Origin of the sequence: Rhizobium alarense (genome assembly GCF_021555155.1) — a bacterium.
Classification (GTDB): Bacteria; Pseudomonadota; Alphaproteobacteria; order Rhizobiales; family Rhizobiaceae; genus Rhizobium_D; species Rhizobium_D alarense.
Genome location: NZ_JAKGBU010000110.1, coordinates 1 through 14,371, shown reverse-complemented (window position 1 = coordinate 14,371; position 14,371 = coordinate 1). Strand labels below are relative to the sequence as shown.

The following is a 14,371-nucleotide window of genomic DNA, read 5'->3' as shown; positions in this document are numbered from 1 at the left end:
TGCAGGCTCGAACCACTCCAAGACCCCTTCGGGCCAAAAGTGTTACCCATGTCTCCGGTATAAACCGTAACCCATGTCTCCAGAATGGACCGGGAAAAGTTTGGCTGGGGAACCTGGATTCGAACCAGGACTAACGGAGTCAGAGTCCCTGACGTTTATTTGAAGTTCAATGGCTTTTTCTCCAAATGTGAGAAAGTCCAACTATGTCATTTCAAATACTTACACCGAAATTGCCAACCAAGATACCGGTATGCTGGCACGTCTCGTGATGGCTACTACAGACTGCATTCCGGAGGCGCAATCTTCGTGCAGTGTGTCGTTTGCCGATCGCCTCGAGGCCGTCAGGGTCGCTCATCTGGTGTTCGGCATTCAGGCGGCGCGAAGGGTGTGGGCGGACTTGAACCTTCCCCCTGTCAATGGCCCTCGCACGGCTACCGCCGACCATGGGGAGCAGGCGAAAGAGTTTATCGCCGCATGCGTTGTGGCGGACAGTGGTTGTGAAGTTCCAGCCCGCGACATGATCGCGTGTTACAATTCATGGGCTAGCGGAACCGGCAACATCATCATGTCGAAAACAGCGCTCGGCCGGCAATTGGCGCTCGCTGGCATCAGGTCGCGGAAGTGCGGAAGTACCGTCTACCAGCGCGTCCGCCTGGCTTCTCAACCACAGACACCTAATGACCAGCCGGAGCTCTTCTCTGAAGAGTCCACGTCTTCGCCGGCCACGACAAGACCCCGGCGCGGCCGACCTCGGGCGAAAGAGGTCAAGTAGTGGGTGGCGCCATCGCAAAATTTACCCGCACCCTTCGATCTAGTGCCAAGTTAGTTGCCGAGCAGCTTCCCGACGCAGTTTGCAGGTGGCGGTTTGTGATGTCGGAAGGGCACTCGGTTCCCTCGCGGACCCGCACCCTTTGGTCAGCCGTCAGGCCGTGGCGGTCGTTTCGACCCCTCGGCAGGGACGGTACGGCTCCGCAAGGGAAGGAAAAGCAGCCTCTGGCGTTTTCCGACCCAAGCATTTCCTTAGCAAATTCAGTAGGTTCGGCCGATAGGGCCGCTAGGGAAGGTAATTTCCGGGTTATACATGCGTGTGCGCGCGTGATTAAAATAGTTTCACACCAAAGATGCATCCCGATAGATAAAGAAAATTTCAACGGACTATTCGCGCGCGTATATATAAAGGTAAATTTACCTTCCCTAGCGGCCCTAGCGGCCAAACATATTGATTTCCTTGTAAAAACCTTTGGGTCGATATCTCTAACTCAAAGATATCAACCGCCCCTAGCGACCCAAACGAAGGGTTATAGCCGATTTCGGCCGGGTATCGGGTGCAGCCGCTCCGAAAGAGTGGCTCCATGACGACGCGGCGCGGCGAAACGAAACAGCAAAAAGACGACGAACGGGTTGAGCGGTTCACGCCGGTTTCCGCACTTCGGGAACTGCGCGACCACCTGGAAAGCGCCGAGCCGATTTCAGCCGAGGCCCGCGAGTTCATCCTCGAGGGACTCGATTGCTGGCTGGCCGACGGCATCAGCAGCCTTGACGTCGCGCTCGGCCTGAAGAGCTGGGGCGGCGTCTCGCCGGCCAAGGCCGACCGGCTCGCGCGGCGCAACACGCTCTTGCGCCGGCTGTGGCAAGGCGAGGCCGATTGGCGAGCGCTTGCGCCTGGCGCCGTTGCGCACCTCATGAAGGCATCTGCGAACCGCTATGAGGCAGACCGGTGGCCGCGCGAACGGCAGGCGATGACCGCACCGGCCGTCGAGCCCGCCGCGACCTGGTGGCGCATCCTGGCCACGGGGGAGAAGATCCCCGGCGCAAAGCAGATCGCGAACATTCTGGCTGGTCGCGAGGGCTGAGGCGAAGGGGTATATCCACTGCATACACCCTCTGGCCTAGGGACCGTACAGGCCTCGCCAAGGCTGGCGGGGCGGGGCGACCCCGAAATGCAGGCAGACCAACAGGCCGAAAATCTGGGTTTACAGGGTTAACACGGTTAACGGCGCGGTTCACAGGTTAACGGCGCGATCGGCAAGATGGAAATTCAAGTGGTGTTTGAATTTCCACCCGGCGGTGGGAGGTTGGTTTTTGAAAGTGATTTGCCGCCGTCTTTTCCCGTTCCTTGGACGTCGGCAAACGGGCGGGCGGGCCTCTGACCGCCGGCCATGAGGGCTCTCGTTAGTGATCCGGGAGCCCTCTCAAACTATGGAGATGCGGAAGTGGACGAGACTCACACGATGAATTTTGGCCGGATCAAGGTTCTTGCCGACGTCAGGAAAAAGATGATCGCCGAGGCATCCCGTCTCGGCGAAGAATGTACCAAGATGTACGACCGCAAGAATGCACTCGAGGCGAAGTTGAGGAACATTGAGGATCGGTTGGCGCCGATCGGCTTCACCAGCGGTGGCGATTGGGTCGGCGGCAGGCTGAATTCTGAGCATATGGAGAACCTTCGCAAGGAACGGCAGGCCGTCGAGGTAGAGCTCGCGGCGCTCGCGAAAGAAATGCGTGCCAGCCAGATCGACCAGCAGAAGGCGCAGGAGGACGCCACGGCCGCCAACGAACTGCACGTACGCTGCGAAGCCTTCATCAGGGAGGCGCGGGCATGACGACGCTCCTGGAGAAACTGGGGCGGCACAATCCGTTCAAGGAAAAGATCGCCGCATCAGTCGCGGCGACACGCTCGGCGGCGAATGACGCAGCTGCCAATGTCGAGGAAATCCGGCAGCACATCGCGTCTCTCCGGGACAACCGTAGAGCGGTCGAAAACGCTGTCGTTGACAAGGCCACGGCGCTGGCGCGCGTCGATCAATACATGGACGTGTTGATGGCGCCCGTCACTGAATGGCTGCCTGGTCCGGAACGCTTCACGCGCGGGCCTGCCGGCTACCGTATGCCAAACACGGGCATCAACGAAATCCTGTGGGCCTATCTCGGCGAGACGGCACGCGAGCAGATGAAGGCCGAGGTCGAAGCCGAGTATGCGGCCGGCGACGGCATGACCAGCGAGGCGCGCGCGGCGCGGCTTCGCGAGATCGATCGCGATATCCTCGATGCCGAGCTTTCCGAGGAAAGCATGATCCGGGCGGCCGAAACGGTCGGCTTCCACATTCTGCGACGCATGGACGCCGATCCACGTGCCGTGCTCGCTCACGACAAGGTGCTGCCATGAGCTTACTCGCCGACATTTATCGATCGCAGCGCACTATCGTCGAAAGTGCGCAGGCACACGCAAACAGGATACTGGCTGACACGTCGATAACGGGCGCGCCCCGAGCACTCGGCGTCGCCAAGGGTCTGCCGCCGAGCCATCCGGCCACGGCCACCGCGCCTGGCTTGTCGTCGCAGGTCATTGCCACGTTGGAACGGGAGCGGGTGGAAGCTCATGCGGCGCAATCGACCACGGCGCCGCCGGCCCGGGCCTCGGTTTCTCCTTCCGAATTCTGGCGCGGGATGCATGCGTCGGTGTGGGATAAACGACGCGGCGGGAAAGAGGCCCGTGTCGAGAAGCCATGGGATCGCGTGTCGGTCCGAGGCGACGAACCGCAACGCCCGCAATCTCAGGCGTCGGCATCGCCAAGGGCGGACTTCTTCGGGGCGCTGGCAACCGACACCTATGCACGCCGAAATGCGGCGGCTCTTGCCGGAGCACATCCCCCTCCACTTAGGGACCGTACCCCGCTGTGAAGGCCTGCGAGGCGGGGCGACCCCGGATCTTCGCCAGTCAAAAACTAAAGATCAAGCCTAAACTAAACTAAAACTGCTAAATCTCGCTAAAGATCGCATCAGTATTGCAACCAACGCGAGATATTAGATCTATCTGGAGAATGATCATGGCGAAAGTTACCGTCGCGCTCTCGAAAAGCTACGAAGCGCATGGGAAAATATTCAACTCCGTTGTACTACGCGAACCGACCTATGCGGATATATTTCTCTCTGGACTTGGTCGACCGCAGGAATTGCAGAGCGGCGGCAACGGTAAGGTGATGTTGCTCACCTATCCGGAGACGGTCGACGGCTACGTTCAGCGCCTGGCGTCGGAGCCGCCTGCCGAGTGCCTGCTCGACCTCAACGCGGTCGACAGCATGCGTGTCGAAAAGGCCATCTGCGATTTTTTTCTAGTGCCGACGTCGCCCGCGACGTCGCCGCCCACTTCGTCTTCCGGCTCGGATGGGACAGCGCCCGGGTCGAGCGCATGACCGTCGCCGAATTGTTCTACTGGGCCGGCCAGTATGTCGACATGCGGGAAAAAGCCTCATGACACCGGCTCTCAGCCTCGACATGCGCGACATGGCGCAGTTGCGCCGCCGGATCGAAACTCTGCCAACCGAGATGAAACAGCGCGTCATGGTGCGCGCCATGGGCCGGGTCAAGGATATGGCGCGGACGCAGCTCAAGCGCCGGGTCTCCGAAAAAATCAACCTGCAGCAAAAATATGTCAACGACTTCACGGTCGCGCGCTACGGACCGGAAGAGATACACTTCCGGGTAGAAGCTGGCTGGTATCCCCTTTCACGGATGAACCCGAAGCAGACGAAAAAGGGCGTTGCCGTTCGCTTCCCCAACGGAGCTGCGAACTATCGATCGGCTTTCGTCAACACAGGCAACCGCAATCGCGTCATGAGGCGCACCGGCCCTGGTCGATATCCAGTCGAGGAGTTGTTCGGCCCGAACCCGGCCAACGCAATCAATAACGACCCGGAGCTTTTCGAGAGTTTCCTCGCCGACCTCGTCGAGGATCGCCTCGCCGCTCGCATGTTGCATGAAATCGTCCGCCTCGTGAGATAGGAGCCCGTTGCCATGGCCCGGGAAGTCGAAGCCAGCATCAGGATCACAGCAAAAGACCTCACCTCGCCGGCCTTCCGCAGCGTGGCGCGCAAGATGGCGCTGCTCGAGCGGACGTCGGCGATGATGGACCAGCGCAGCACGGCCTTTCACCGGACATCGATGGCGGTCGACCACCGGGCGGGGGCCTTCATGCGGACATCGTCGATGGTGGACGCACAGGCCTCGGCATTATCGAGCCGGACGGCGGCGATGGCGGCGACGGCGGGACTTGCCGCAAACGAGGTCGGCCTGCTTTCCGCCCGCTTCGTCGGCCCGGCCGCGCTCGGCGCCGTACTGGTCGGCGCGACGCGGGATGCGGCGAATTTCGAAGATGCGCTCTTCGGCATCCAGAAGAAGAGCGGCGCCACGGCGGAGGAGATGGAGAAAATCCGGGAGCAGATCGTTGCCGTAACGCGGCAGCTTCCTGTCTCGCGCGAGGAGGTGGCGGCGGCTTTCGAACGCGGCGCGGCCGCCGGCATTCCGCTCGACCGGCTCGCGGAATTCGCAAAGCTCTCAAACCAGGTGGCGGATGCTTGGGATATGTCGGCTGAGGATGTCGGCAATGTCTTCGCGGGCTTCGACAAGAGTCTCGGCCTGGCGATGGAGACGATGCCGGCTTTCGCCTCGCTCATCAACGACCTGGCAGATTCGGGTATCGCCGACGAGAGCGACATTGCCGACTTCCTCGACCGGGCGGGCGCGTCGCTGCGGAATTTCGGCCTGTCGGCCGAGGAGATCGCCGGCTACGGCGCGGCGCTCCTGAATCTCAAGATGCCTTCAGAGGTTGCAGCGCGCGCCATGGACACGGTGACGGGCAAACTGCTGGCGCCGGAGAACCTTTCGCCGAAGGCGCGCACGGCGCTCGGCAAGATCGTGGGCGACCTCGAGGAATTCAGCAAGCTCGCCGGCAACCAGAAGCTCATGACCTTCCTCAACCGGCTGCGGTCGTTTTCCAACCAGGAGCGGGCGAGCTTCCTTGGTGCGATGCTCGGCGAGGGCTTCGACGACGAGATCATGCGTCTTGTCGGCGGGCTCGACGAACTCATGCGCAATCAGGAAATGGTGCGGCAGCACAACGAGAAGCCGTCCGACAGCATCGCCGGCGTCTCGGCGAAGAAGCTGGAGACGTTCAACTCGCAGCTCCAGATGCTGATGAACAATATCCAGAACGTGGGGACGGCCGTCGGGGAAAAGATCATCGCGCCCGGCACGGAGATCCTGAAGGAGGTCAACGAAACGATCGACCGCAATGCGCAGATCCGGGCCGGCGAAGGCAAGCTCGACGAGCAGAGAGGCGAGGGTGCCGCCGACGACGCGCGCAGGATCCTGATGAAGGACTTTGCCGAGCTGATGCCCGAAAACATCGGCGCGCAGAACCGCTACCAGGTCGACGAGGCCTTTGCCGCTTACGGACGCGGCGAGGTGCAGCACCCGCGTGACGCTCTCCGGCGCATCGAGGAGGCGCGAGAATGGCTCGCGAAACACGAGGCGCGCCGCAAGACGATGAACGAGCAACCGCCCGGCGAGCGAACCGGCGGCGCACCGCAGAGCGTCGACTTCCCGGGCGAGCGTGTTGAAGGCGGGATCGGCATTCCCGAGCAGAAGCCGGACCTGGCGAGGGATCGGCTGATCGAACAGTATGCCGAGTATCAGCGCGCTCGCGAGGCCGAACGGGCGCGCCGGAACGATCCGACGTTTTTTCCGGCGGACGCGCCGATCTCCGACACTGTGTTCGACGGGCTTGATGACAAGGACGATTTTATCCGTGCACGTGGCGAGCGGCGGCAGCGCGAACGGCAGGCGCGACTGACGCGCGAGGCGGCCCGGCTGGAGCAGGAGATTGCAAACCGGCCAGCCCTCGCCGACGCGCTGCGCGTGACGACGGATGCACAGCCTTCCTACGACGAACGCCATGCCGGCATGGAAGTCTGGACGCCGGAGCGGGCTTTGGAGGGGGTGCAGTCGGCAGCAGAGGCGATCGAGAAGTTGATGGCCCGCCTGCCTTCGAACGACTATAGCGCGACCTTTGCCGAGGTGGATCGGCCGCGCCATGGCGATAGCCTGGTAGAGCGGCGCGGGTTGCCGTTCGACGAGCGGTTTACCGCCCTGCAGGAATCGGGCGTCGCCGGCGATGGCCTGCCCCTCGCCGGCCTGGTCGATCGGTTGAAATCGATCTTCGACGAGGACGAGGCACGGCGCGGCGGCGAGGCGATGGGCCGGGCGGCGGCGGGCGCGATCAGCACCGAGGCGGACGGGGCGGGCGAAGCGATAGGCGCCGCGGCGGCCGGACGGTTCACGTTCGAAGCCGAGAGCGCGGCCGGTCAAATCGGGCATGTGCTAGGCAATACGGCGGGTGGCGCCCTGGAGGCGGCGGCGCACCGCGTGGCGGCGATCATCGCGCAGGCAATTGCGAAAGCGAGCGTGACGGTGCGCTCTACAGGATCCGGCGGAACCCAGACCAAGATCAATGTCAATACTGGCCACAGTTCACCGTCAGAGGCTGGGCAAAATGGCGGAGGCGGCTTCTGATGCGGGACTGGGCGAAGACGCTGCGGCACGCGTCGTTTCGCGGCGTGGCCTTCTACGTGGCGGAGGAGGAGCTTTCCGGCGGTGAACGCGGACACAGGCAAGAACCGGACGGCCGAGCTCGGCCGAGCGCCCCGCAATGGCGGCGATGGCTGGTAGCCGCCCTCCCTTCAGGACCCGCCCTATAAATGCAGGGGGCAGGGGGAGGAACTACGCTGCTTCCTTTTTGTCAGGCGCTGGCGAATTCTTGGGAGGAGGAATAGAAACGACTCGATTTGGCCGATGAATACGGTCGGTAAGATAGAATAGCCCAAGAAGCGTGTTCGCGAGCAGATTGCCAAGAGCGAACCCATACAGACCCCAAAATATAATAAACGATGCGACAGTATAGGTCGGGACATACTTTGCGATCACATAGGTCTGCAAAGCCGCGAACGCGAAGCCTACAAGATAGACAGCCAGCGAAACGAACGCCAGATATCCAAAAAGAAAACAGAGGAAGCGGCGTCTGGTCAGGCGCTCGGGATCATGCGGGCGAAATGGGTCGGTCAATGTTACGGGCTGTGTTCCCGGCATTTCCTTGTCCATCTCGTCTCCGCCAAACGTTGCAACCGCAGCCAACGCCGCAACGAAGAACCCAGTCAAGATGCTTAGGAGATCGCTTGATCTTTCCAATAGCTGTATTCCGTCAGCCGCGGCGGCGCGAAAGTCGGGTGATAGTACGGGAGCCAAAAAAATGCATGCGAAAACAAGCGGAAAAACAAAGTCGAACTTCAGCTTTTCCGGGTGTTTGATTCTCAAATATTTCAGCGGGACCAGAAGTCGCCACATACCTACACCATCAGCTTCGCCATTTCGCCGACCAGCTCATCACTCATTTTCTCACAGATATCAGATAGGGGTGTTTTAAATTTGACCTCGGAGGTCCGGATGAAAAAAGCCTCACCCGCATCCTGCTTGGCTGTATCGATCTTGGCACTCTGCGGTTTTGTCGTGCCCGGATCTTTCCAGCGGACCCTCATACTGTCATAGCCGGCGCCTTTTGCCCAGACCTTCACTTTTTCGACGATGGTCAACGCGTCCCCTTCCGGCAATGCCGGGGATACGGAGAGGCTGAGGTTACGGCGCGTCTGTTTGAAGAATTTGGCTTCGTCAAAGCCGAAGTCTTCCGCAATATAGTTGATCAGTTCGATGTGGAGTAGTCGTCCTACCTTCAGAGAATTCTTCAACTTTTCCGAGGCATGACCCATCAGTTCGACCATCGGTCTTGTCTTCAGGGGGCGTTTGTCGTTTCTATTGAAAGTGATGTCAAGCTCGTCGCAAATAACGCGGAATTGTGATCGAATAAAATTTTGAACGAGTGTTCGGCCGAAGCCGGTCACGTCCTCCATCACCATGCGATACAGATGGCTGCCGTTCTCGGCCGGCGTAAGGCTAACGAGGGCGTGGACGGAAAGTCCGCCGACCTCGTCATCCTCCTTCTCGAAAACTCTGATCTTGCCAGTCTTGATGTTGGTTACGCCAGGGTCCGCCTTCTCCCGATCGCCAAGGCAGAAAAGCATGGCCATGCCATTTTGACCACTTGGCAGCTTAACAGGCTTCATCTCGGTTAAGCGAATGATGCGTCGTTCGGAGTCGATCGTCTCGACCGCAGCGCCTTCCTCGCAACGCTTGTACAGATGAGGCATGAGTTCGGCGAGATCTATCGGTGGAGCGTCACTTGGGTAAGGCGCCATCGCCATATCGAAATAGAGAACATAACGCTGGTTGCGTTGCAGCATGACTCACTCCGGACAACGTGTATTTGAGCACATCGTCACGGCGTGTTGTCAGAGTCAAGATTGGAATAGTCTGTGCTTTTACTTGTTCGCTGTTTTGCCTTTTGCAGCCCGATGGCTTACCCCGAAATGGACCTGTGCTTGGACGCCGGTCTCGATAGTTCGCAGGTGGAATTTGCGTGTGCAGACGGGGTGCGGGGCGGCGTGGCTTATCGAATGTTCGTGATCGGCGCCGTCAGTTCTGGACGAGATTGATTTCCAGCTTCGCGCCGGTGGCCTCGGCGTAGCGGCGCAGCGTCGCGAGCGAGGGGGAGACGCCGCCGCCCTCGAGGCGGGCGATGGCTGATTGCGTAGTGCCGACGCGGCGGGCAACCTCGGCCTGCGAGAGCTTCGCGCGGGTGCGCGCCTTCACGAGCGCCTCGACGAGCTGGAACTCGGCGTCGGCCTTTTCGTATTCCTGCCGGAATTCCGGGTTTTCCATCAGCTTCTTCTTGAGGTCTGCGATCCTGGTCATGGCCCGATGTCCTTCATCCGTTGCCTGGCGATCTCCAGCGCGCCCTTCGGCGTCTTCTGCGATTTTTTCACGAAGACGTGCAGCACGACGACGCGCCGGCCCGTCACGGTGACATAGATGCCGCGCGCGATGCCCTCGGCGGCCTTGGCGCGCAGCTCCCACAGCTTGCCGTCGAGATGCTTGACATGCGGCTCGCGCATCTGCTCCAACCCGACCGCCTCGACGGCTTCCATCAGGCGGATGAGCCGGGCCTGAAGACCGGGCGGCAAGGCCAGAATCTCGGCGTCCGCCGCCTCAAGGGTCTCGACCGTCCATCTCATGAAAGCTATATAGCGGATATGCGATAATATGGCAAGAGGACGGCGTCACTCTCAATGACGCCGGCAGCGGAATACCGTCGTTGCTACCGACGGTATTCGAGACTTCGACAGTTTCAGGCGGAAATTCCGTGCGCAGAAAGGGCGGCGGGGACTAATCCGTCTCAGTTGACGTGTCGGTCCCTTTCTTACGTTTGATGAGATCGTACCCTTGGATATTTGCCCGAGCTTTCAGCATGGAGAGCGCTCGCTGAGACTCTCGGCGTGAGTTTTCATCGAAGTCGATGTCGCCAATACCCTCGATTTCCCGCAGAACGTCTCCGCGCAAATCTAGGAAACGTCTAAGGCTCTGCACCTGAAGTTGCTTGTATTCATCATACTCCGCGGCCATACGAAGCATTCTCTGATTAAATTTCGGAGCAAGGTTCTCCGCCAGCTTTCGCATGGTACTGGTGAAAACTTGGTCTATTGCATCCCCTTCACCGTCCGCACCAGCGAGCGACGCCTCAAGCCGTGTAATAATCTCGGCATTCATTGAGCGACCGTTTTGCTCAGCGGTCGCCTTCAGGCGGTCCCGCATCCCATCCGGGAAGCGGAGCATATACTGATCTTTCCAGGCACGGTTCGTCTCTTCAGTCATACATATCCAATGGATGCATTTAAGGCTTGACGCAATACCTATCCGTTGGGTATGTTTTTGATATACCCAACGGATAGGAGGCGACCATGCAGAATCGATCGATGAAGGAGGGCTACCCTCTCCGCTTGCCTGACGGGATGCGTGATCGCATCAAGGAAGAAGCTGAGCGCAATTGCCGCTCGATGAATGCCGAGATCGTCTTCCACCTGCAGAGGGCGCTCTTCGATCCGCTAGGCCCTCGCGATCCGGCCGGCGCATCCCGGATGGAGCGCGCGTGATGGCCAAGGATCGCAAGTTCAATCGATGGAATTATCGGCCGACCGGCTCCGTCCAACGGCGACGCCTCGATGTCGCGTGGCCTTTCAAGCAGCGCGCGGAAACGACGAGCGGCGGGCCGCTCGTCCTGGACAGTCCCCGGATGGTGATTGAGGACACGGCCAGCTTCGACCCGCCGTCGCTCGCCCTGCCGGCCGACACCATGGCTGTCGCGGCCGCGCAACTGCAATCGCAGAACGGGCGCAGGTCGCGCGACAGGATCATGAAAAGAGGAAACAGAAAAGGCGACGCTTAGGCCTCGAAAACCAACGTCGCCCTTTTGGATCAACAGCCCTGGAGGACCATCAAATGCAAGCGCACGATACATCACACCCGCAGGGAAAGGCAAGCGGCGATCCGAAAGCGATCGTCGGCGACAGCATCGACCGGGTGCTCGACCAGGTGGCGGTGCTTTCCGTCGCCATCCTTGCCGCCGACCAGCTCTATGAGCGCCAGTCGGCGACGCCGGAAGACTGCAGCGTCCTTCTCGGGCTCGGCTGTCTGCTACGCGGTACCCGCCGCACGCTGGAACGCATCGGCGAGGATCTCGACCATGCCAGCGGCAAGATGGGAGGCCGTCATGCGCGTTGATCTCGTCTCCCGCCGAACCTTCCTTCACTTCGCCGCAGCCGGCTCCGCCGCAACCTTGCCGGCCGTGGCTTCCGTTGCGGCGGATCGCGACCCCGATGATTCGCCGCAGTTGACTGAAACGGTGGAAGCCTGCCTTGACGAGTTGGAGGCGTTGACTGCGCTGATGACGCATTTCAACGGCGACGGCGTCTATGACGTTCGCCGACGCGTCGGTTTCGTCGCCCGATGCCATGTCGCAGCCGCCAGAGGCGACCACGGCCAACGCACCCTCTGGGCGGGCCTGTTGTTCGACGGGCACATCCTGGCGCCGCGCGAGCGGATCGACGAGGCCGACCTGGTGCGATGCGTCGGCCCGGTTCCGGAGGGGCGGGCATGAGAGAGGCAGCAATGACGCAAGCGCTCGGCCGCCTGAAAATGGCGCGCTCGGCGCTGCTTTGCGAATTCGTCCGACAGGAAGTTCTGGAAGACGCTTTCGTCGATGCGATCCACAAAAGCACGATCGATGGCGGGCAGGGTGAAAGCGCCGCGATCGGCCGTCTCGAGCTGCTCCGCGGCGTTCGCCTCCTGATCGGAATGGTGCTCGACCGACTTGACCATATCGAGACAGGCGCGGAAGTGCTCGCGAAGGGGCCGTGCCTGGACGATGATCTCGAAACGCTCGGCGACGACATCCTGCTGATTTCTGCGACCCCTGCCGTGTTCTTCGCCGTCTATAACGGCGTGGCGCGGCTTGCCGGAGAAGACGCGCCGGCGCTGCGAAGTGCGGCCGAGAGCTTTCTGATGGCGCAGCGTGAGTTGGTCGCCGTCTACGCCTCGTTTCAGCAGACGATGGGTGCGGGCGATGTTGCTCACTAACTGCGCACCGGCCGGAGCCTCATTCATCCTTGGCGGCTGGCCACCGCTTCGGCCGGTCCCGCATGGCGTCGCGGGGCCGGCCACGTTTTCGGGAGATCGACGGCATGACTCGTGAGACACCGTTCAAACAGGTCGACGTAAAGCGGGCGCTCAAGGGCGCCGAGCAGGCAGGTTTCGTGGTCGGACGTATCGAGATCGACCCGAGCGGCAAGATCACCGTGATTGCCCGGCAGGAAGCGGCCGAGCCGGCGACGGCCCTCGACGAATGGAGGGCGAAGCGTGCGCGTGCGACTGAGGGGCATTAATCGGGTCAGCAAGGTTCTGGCGACCGGCGAGGCCGTGACCTACTGGTATGCCTGGAAGGGTGGGCCGCGCCTGCCGGGGAGGCCGGGCGACCCGGAATTCGTCGCCGCCTACAACGCGGCCGTGGCGCGCAAGGTGCAGCCTGCGGCCGGTACGATGCAATCCATCCTCAACGGTTTTCAGGAAAGCTCCGATTGGTTCGACCTCGCCGAGCGGACGCGCAAGGACTATGTGAAGCTGATCAAGGCGATCGAGCGCGACTTCGACGACTTCCCGCTGTCGGCGCTCTCCGATCGGCGGACGCGCGGCCTCTTCCTCGAATGGCGCGATCGGCGCGCGAAGGCGTCGCGCCGGCAGGCCGACTATGGCTGGCAGGTGCTGGCGAGGATCCTGTCATGGGCATTGGGGCGCGGCCTCGTCGCCGCCAACCCTTGCGAGAAGGGTGGGCGGCTCTATTCGGGCACGCGGGCCGCGAATGTCTGGACGGACGACGACGAGGCGGCCTTCCTCGCGAGCGCACCCGCGCACCTTCATCTGCCGCTCATTCTGGCACTGTGGACCGGACAGCGGCAAGGCGACCTGCTGCAGCTCGCCTGGCAGCAATATGACGGCGAGCGCATCCGCCTTCGGCAGGGCAAGACGGGCATGCGCGTCAGCATTCCCGTCGGCGCGCCCTTGAAAGCGGCACTCGATGCCGTTCGGCAAAAAGAGGGAAGGGTGCTTCTCAACAGCGAGGGGCAGCCCTGGACGCCGGACGGCTTTCGTAGCTCCTGGCGAAAGGCGCGTGACGCAGCCGGCATCGTCGGCGTGACCTTCAACGACCTTCGCGGCACGACTGTCACGCGGCTTGCGATGATGGAATGCACGGTCGCCGAGATCGCGACGATCACCGGCCACAGCCTGAGAGACGTGCATTCGATTCTCGATGCGCATTACCTCAATCGCGACCCGAAGCTCGGCGAAAGCGCGATCCGCAAGCTCGAAAGGAGAACAAAATCTCCCAACTGAATGTCCAACCGGCACCCATGGTGCTGATCGAAAACAGGAAAAAGCGTTGAAATATCAGGTGGCTGGGGAACCTGGATTCGAACCAGGACTAACGGAGTCAGAGTCCGTGGGTCTACCGTTAACCTATTCCCCACCATGGCGGGTCCGGCGCGGCCGGGTGCCTGTGTGGCGGGCTTATAACCAAAAGCGGGGGCGATGCAAATAGGAATTCGCAAAAATTTCGCATTCGCGCGGACAGGCCGGCGAGAAGGGCCGCCGCGTAGGGCTTGCAGCCGGCGGCAGCGGTATTTTGCCGTGCAAAAACAAGTTGGCGAAAGCGCGCGGCGCTGGTAAGGTCGACCCAACGAAAATCAAGAGAGCGCCTGCTGCGGCTTATCGAGCCTTGCGCGGCGCGATAGGCAGCAACGTGAACGACCCCGATCGCGGCGAAGCGCCGTCCGTATCCGGGGGGCAGGCCAAGGGCGGAGAGGCGCGACCCAAGCGGTCCCGCCGCCGCAAGGGCAGGCAGGGCGGCGCAACCGGTCCGTCCGCCGGCACGGCATCCGCCAGCCCGCAGTCCGGCGCGGCCGGATCCGAGGCAGGTCCCCTCAAGTCAGGTTCCCCGAACGGCGCGGGTGGCGAAGCCACCCGCCGCAAGAAGCGTCGACGCCACGGCAAGGGTGACGGCGAGGGCCGGATACGGCCGCTGAGCCCGGTCGGCCAG

General features: G+C 61.6%; 19 protein-coding genes and 1 tRNA gene. 14 read left to right on the top strand and 6 right to left on the bottom strand.

Going from position 1 to position 14,371, the window contains the following annotated elements:
• Positions 1–1,352 precede the first annotated feature (1,352 nt).
• From LXM94_RS23430 to LXM94_RS23400, 7 genes are all read left to right on the top strand, one after another.
• Positions 1,353–1,853, top strand: a complete 501-nt coding sequence (locus LXM94_RS23430; RefSeq protein ID WP_235773931.1) for a hypothetical protein — start codon at positions 1,353–1,355, stop codon at positions 1,851–1,853.
• Positions 1,854–2,159: 306 nt separating this feature from the next.
• Positions 2,160–2,603 carry a hypothetical protein gene (locus LXM94_RS23425; RefSeq protein WP_235773929.1) on the top strand — a complete coding sequence of 148 codons (444 nt, stop codon included), beginning with the start codon at positions 2,160–2,162 and terminating at the stop codon, positions 2,601–2,603.
• The gene (locus tag LXM94_RS23420) at positions 2,600–3,166 is read left to right on the top strand and encodes a hypothetical protein (protein WP_235773927.1); all 567 of its coding nucleotides are present in this window, start codon (positions 2,600–2,602) and stop codon (positions 3,164–3,166) included. Before LXM94_RS23425 ends, LXM94_RS23420 begins: the two co-directional genes overlap by 4 nt.
• Complete coding sequence (locus tag LXM94_RS23415; protein WP_235773925.1) at positions 3,163–3,681, top strand: hypothetical protein; 519 nt, start codon at positions 3,163–3,165, stop codon at positions 3,679–3,681. Before LXM94_RS23420 ends, LXM94_RS23415 begins: the two co-directional genes overlap by 4 nt.
• A gap of 146 nt (positions 3,682–3,827) precedes the next feature.
• Complete coding sequence (locus tag LXM94_RS23410) at positions 3,828–4,193, top strand: hypothetical protein (RefSeq protein WP_235773923.1); 366 nt, start codon at positions 3,828–3,830, stop codon at positions 4,191–4,193.
• Positions 4,194–4,251: 58 nt separating this feature from the next.
• On the top strand, positions 4,252–4,782 hold the full coding sequence (locus LXM94_RS23405; RefSeq protein WP_235773921.1) for a phage tail protein: 531 nt from the start codon (positions 4,252–4,254) through the stop codon (positions 4,780–4,782).
• A 12-nt stretch (positions 4,783–4,794) separates the two neighbouring features.
• Positions 4,795–7,350 (top strand): phage tail tape measure protein, encoded by a 2,556-nt coding sequence (locus LXM94_RS23400; RefSeq protein WP_235773919.1) that lies wholly within the window; start codon positions 4,795–4,797, stop codon positions 7,348–7,350.
• A gap of 207 nt (positions 7,351–7,557) precedes the next feature.
• On the opposite strand, the gene LXM94_RS23395 is transcribed toward LXM94_RS23400, so the two are convergent.
• The 5 genes from LXM94_RS23395 to LXM94_RS23375 all read right to left on the bottom strand — a co-directional run bounded on the left by LXM94_RS23395 (position 7,558) and on the right by LXM94_RS23375 (position 10,596).
• The gene (locus tag LXM94_RS23395) at positions 7,558–8,178 is read right to left on the bottom strand and encodes a hypothetical protein (RefSeq protein WP_235773917.1); all 621 of its coding nucleotides are present in this window, start codon (positions 8,176–8,178) and stop codon (positions 7,558–7,560) included.
• 2 nt (positions 8,179–8,180) lie between these two features.
• A complete protein-coding gene (locus LXM94_RS23390; protein ID WP_235773897.1) occupies positions 8,181–9,128 on the bottom strand; it encodes a hypothetical protein in 948 nt (315 codons plus the stop codon).
• 232 nt (positions 9,129–9,360) lie between these two features.
• The gene (locus tag LXM94_RS23385) at positions 9,361–9,639 is read right to left on the bottom strand and encodes a helix-turn-helix domain-containing protein (RefSeq protein ID WP_235773895.1); all 279 of its coding nucleotides are present in this window, start codon (positions 9,637–9,639) and stop codon (positions 9,361–9,363) included.
• Entirely contained in the window at positions 9,636–9,959 is a 324-nt protein-coding gene (locus LXM94_RS23380) for a type II toxin-antitoxin system RelE/ParE family toxin (protein ID WP_235773893.1), read from the bottom strand. The genes LXM94_RS23385 and LXM94_RS23380 overlap by 4 nt, the downstream gene beginning before the upstream one ends.
• Before the next feature lie 151 nt (positions 9,960–10,110).
• Entirely contained in the window at positions 10,111–10,596 is a 486-nt protein-coding gene (locus tag LXM94_RS23375) for an Arc family DNA-binding protein (protein ID WP_235773891.1), read from the bottom strand.
• 101 nt (positions 10,597–10,697) lie between these two features.
• Between LXM94_RS23375 and LXM94_RS23370 the strand changes: the two genes are divergently transcribed.
• The 7 genes from LXM94_RS23370 (at position 10,698) to LXM94_RS23340 (ending at position 13,668) form a co-directional block, all read left to right on the top strand.
• Positions 10,698–10,874, top strand: coding sequence for an Arc family DNA-binding protein (locus LXM94_RS23370; RefSeq protein ID WP_235773889.1), 177 nt, complete (start codon positions 10,698–10,700; stop codon positions 10,872–10,874).
• Positions 10,874–11,167, top strand: coding sequence for a hypothetical protein (locus tag LXM94_RS23365; protein ID WP_235773888.1), 294 nt, complete (start codon positions 10,874–10,876; stop codon positions 11,165–11,167). Before LXM94_RS23370 ends, LXM94_RS23365 begins: the two co-directional genes overlap by 1 nt.
• A 53-nt stretch (positions 11,168–11,220) precedes the next feature.
• The gene (locus LXM94_RS23360) at positions 11,221–11,502 is read left to right on the top strand and encodes a hypothetical protein (protein WP_235773886.1); all 282 of its coding nucleotides are present in this window, start codon (positions 11,221–11,223) and stop codon (positions 11,500–11,502) included.
• Positions 11,492–11,878: a hypothetical protein gene (locus tag LXM94_RS23355; protein ID WP_235773884.1), complete on the top strand. Its 387-nt coding sequence runs from the start codon at positions 11,492–11,494 to the stop codon at positions 11,876–11,878. Before LXM94_RS23360 ends, LXM94_RS23355 begins: the two co-directional genes overlap by 11 nt.
• Positions 11,879–11,889: 11 nt before the next feature.
• Positions 11,890–12,357 (top strand): hypothetical protein, encoded by a 468-nt coding sequence (locus tag LXM94_RS23350; protein ID WP_235773883.1) that lies wholly within the window; start codon positions 11,890–11,892, stop codon positions 12,355–12,357.
• Positions 12,358–12,461: 104 nt separating this feature from the next.
• Entirely contained in the window at positions 12,462–12,662 is a 201-nt protein-coding gene (locus LXM94_RS23345) for a hypothetical protein (protein ID WP_235773881.1), read from the top strand.
• The gene (locus tag LXM94_RS23340; RefSeq protein WP_235773879.1) at positions 12,637–13,668 is read left to right on the top strand and encodes a tyrosine-type recombinase/integrase; all 1,032 of its coding nucleotides are present in this window, start codon (positions 12,637–12,639) and stop codon (positions 13,666–13,668) included. Before LXM94_RS23345 ends, LXM94_RS23340 begins: the two co-directional genes overlap by 26 nt.
• Positions 13,669–13,727: 59 nt before the next feature.
• Here LXM94_RS23340 and LXM94_RS23335 read toward each other — a convergent pair.
• Positions 13,728–13,801, bottom strand: a tRNA-Gln gene (locus LXM94_RS23335).
• Positions 13,802–14,371 lie beyond the last annotated feature (570 nt).

Bases quoted from the DNA above. Each gene is read 5' to 3' on its own strand.
- LXM94_RS23430 (WP_235773931.1), top strand. From the start codon at position 1,353: ATGACGACGCGGCGCGGCGAAACGAAACAGCAAAAAGACGACGAACGG.
- LXM94_RS23425 (WP_235773929.1), top strand. From the start codon at position 2,160: ATGAGGGCTCTCGTTAGTGATCCGGGAGCCCTCTCAAACTATGGAGAT.
- LXM94_RS23420 (WP_235773927.1), top strand. From the start codon at position 2,600: ATGACGACGCTCCTGGAGAAACTGGGGCGGCACAATCCGTTCAAGGAA.
- LXM94_RS23415 (WP_235773925.1), top strand. From the start codon at position 3,163: ATGAGCTTACTCGCCGACATTTATCGATCGCAGCGCACTATCGTCGAA.
- LXM94_RS23410 (WP_235773923.1), top strand. From the start codon at position 3,828: ATGGCGAAAGTTACCGTCGCGCTCTCGAAAAGCTACGAAGCGCATGGG.
- LXM94_RS23405 (WP_235773921.1), top strand. From the start codon at position 4,252: ATGACACCGGCTCTCAGCCTCGACATGCGCGACATGGCGCAGTTGCGC.
- LXM94_RS23400 (WP_235773919.1), top strand. From the start codon at position 4,795: ATGGCCCGGGAAGTCGAAGCCAGCATCAGGATCACAGCAAAAGACCTC.
- LXM94_RS23395 (WP_235773917.1), bottom strand. From the start codon at position 8,178: ATGTGGCGACTTCTGGTCCCGCTGAAATATTTGAGAATCAAACACCCG.
- LXM94_RS23390 (WP_235773897.1), bottom strand. From the start codon at position 9,128: ATGCTGCAACGCAACCAGCGTTATGTTCTCTATTTCGATATGGCGATG.
- LXM94_RS23385 (WP_235773895.1), bottom strand. From the start codon at position 9,639: ATGACCAGGATCGCAGACCTCAAGAAGAAGCTGATGGAAAACCCGGAA.
- LXM94_RS23380 (WP_235773893.1), bottom strand. From the start codon at position 9,959: ATGAGATGGACGGTCGAGACCCTTGAGGCGGCGGACGCCGAGATTCTG.
- LXM94_RS23375 (WP_235773891.1), bottom strand. From the start codon at position 10,596: ATGACTGAAGAGACGAACCGTGCCTGGAAAGATCAGTATATGCTCCGC.
- LXM94_RS23370 (WP_235773889.1), top strand. From the start codon at position 10,698: ATGAAGGAGGGCTACCCTCTCCGCTTGCCTGACGGGATGCGTGATCGC.
- LXM94_RS23365 (WP_235773888.1), top strand. From the start codon at position 10,874: ATGGCCAAGGATCGCAAGTTCAATCGATGGAATTATCGGCCGACCGGC.
- LXM94_RS23360 (WP_235773886.1), top strand. From the start codon at position 11,221: ATGCAAGCGCACGATACATCACACCCGCAGGGAAAGGCAAGCGGCGAT.
- LXM94_RS23355 (WP_235773884.1), top strand. From the start codon at position 11,492: ATGCGCGTTGATCTCGTCTCCCGCCGAACCTTCCTTCACTTCGCCGCA.
- LXM94_RS23350 (WP_235773883.1), top strand. From the start codon at position 11,890: ATGACGCAAGCGCTCGGCCGCCTGAAAATGGCGCGCTCGGCGCTGCTT.
- LXM94_RS23345 (WP_235773881.1), top strand. From the start codon at position 12,462: ATGACTCGTGAGACACCGTTCAAACAGGTCGACGTAAAGCGGGCGCTC.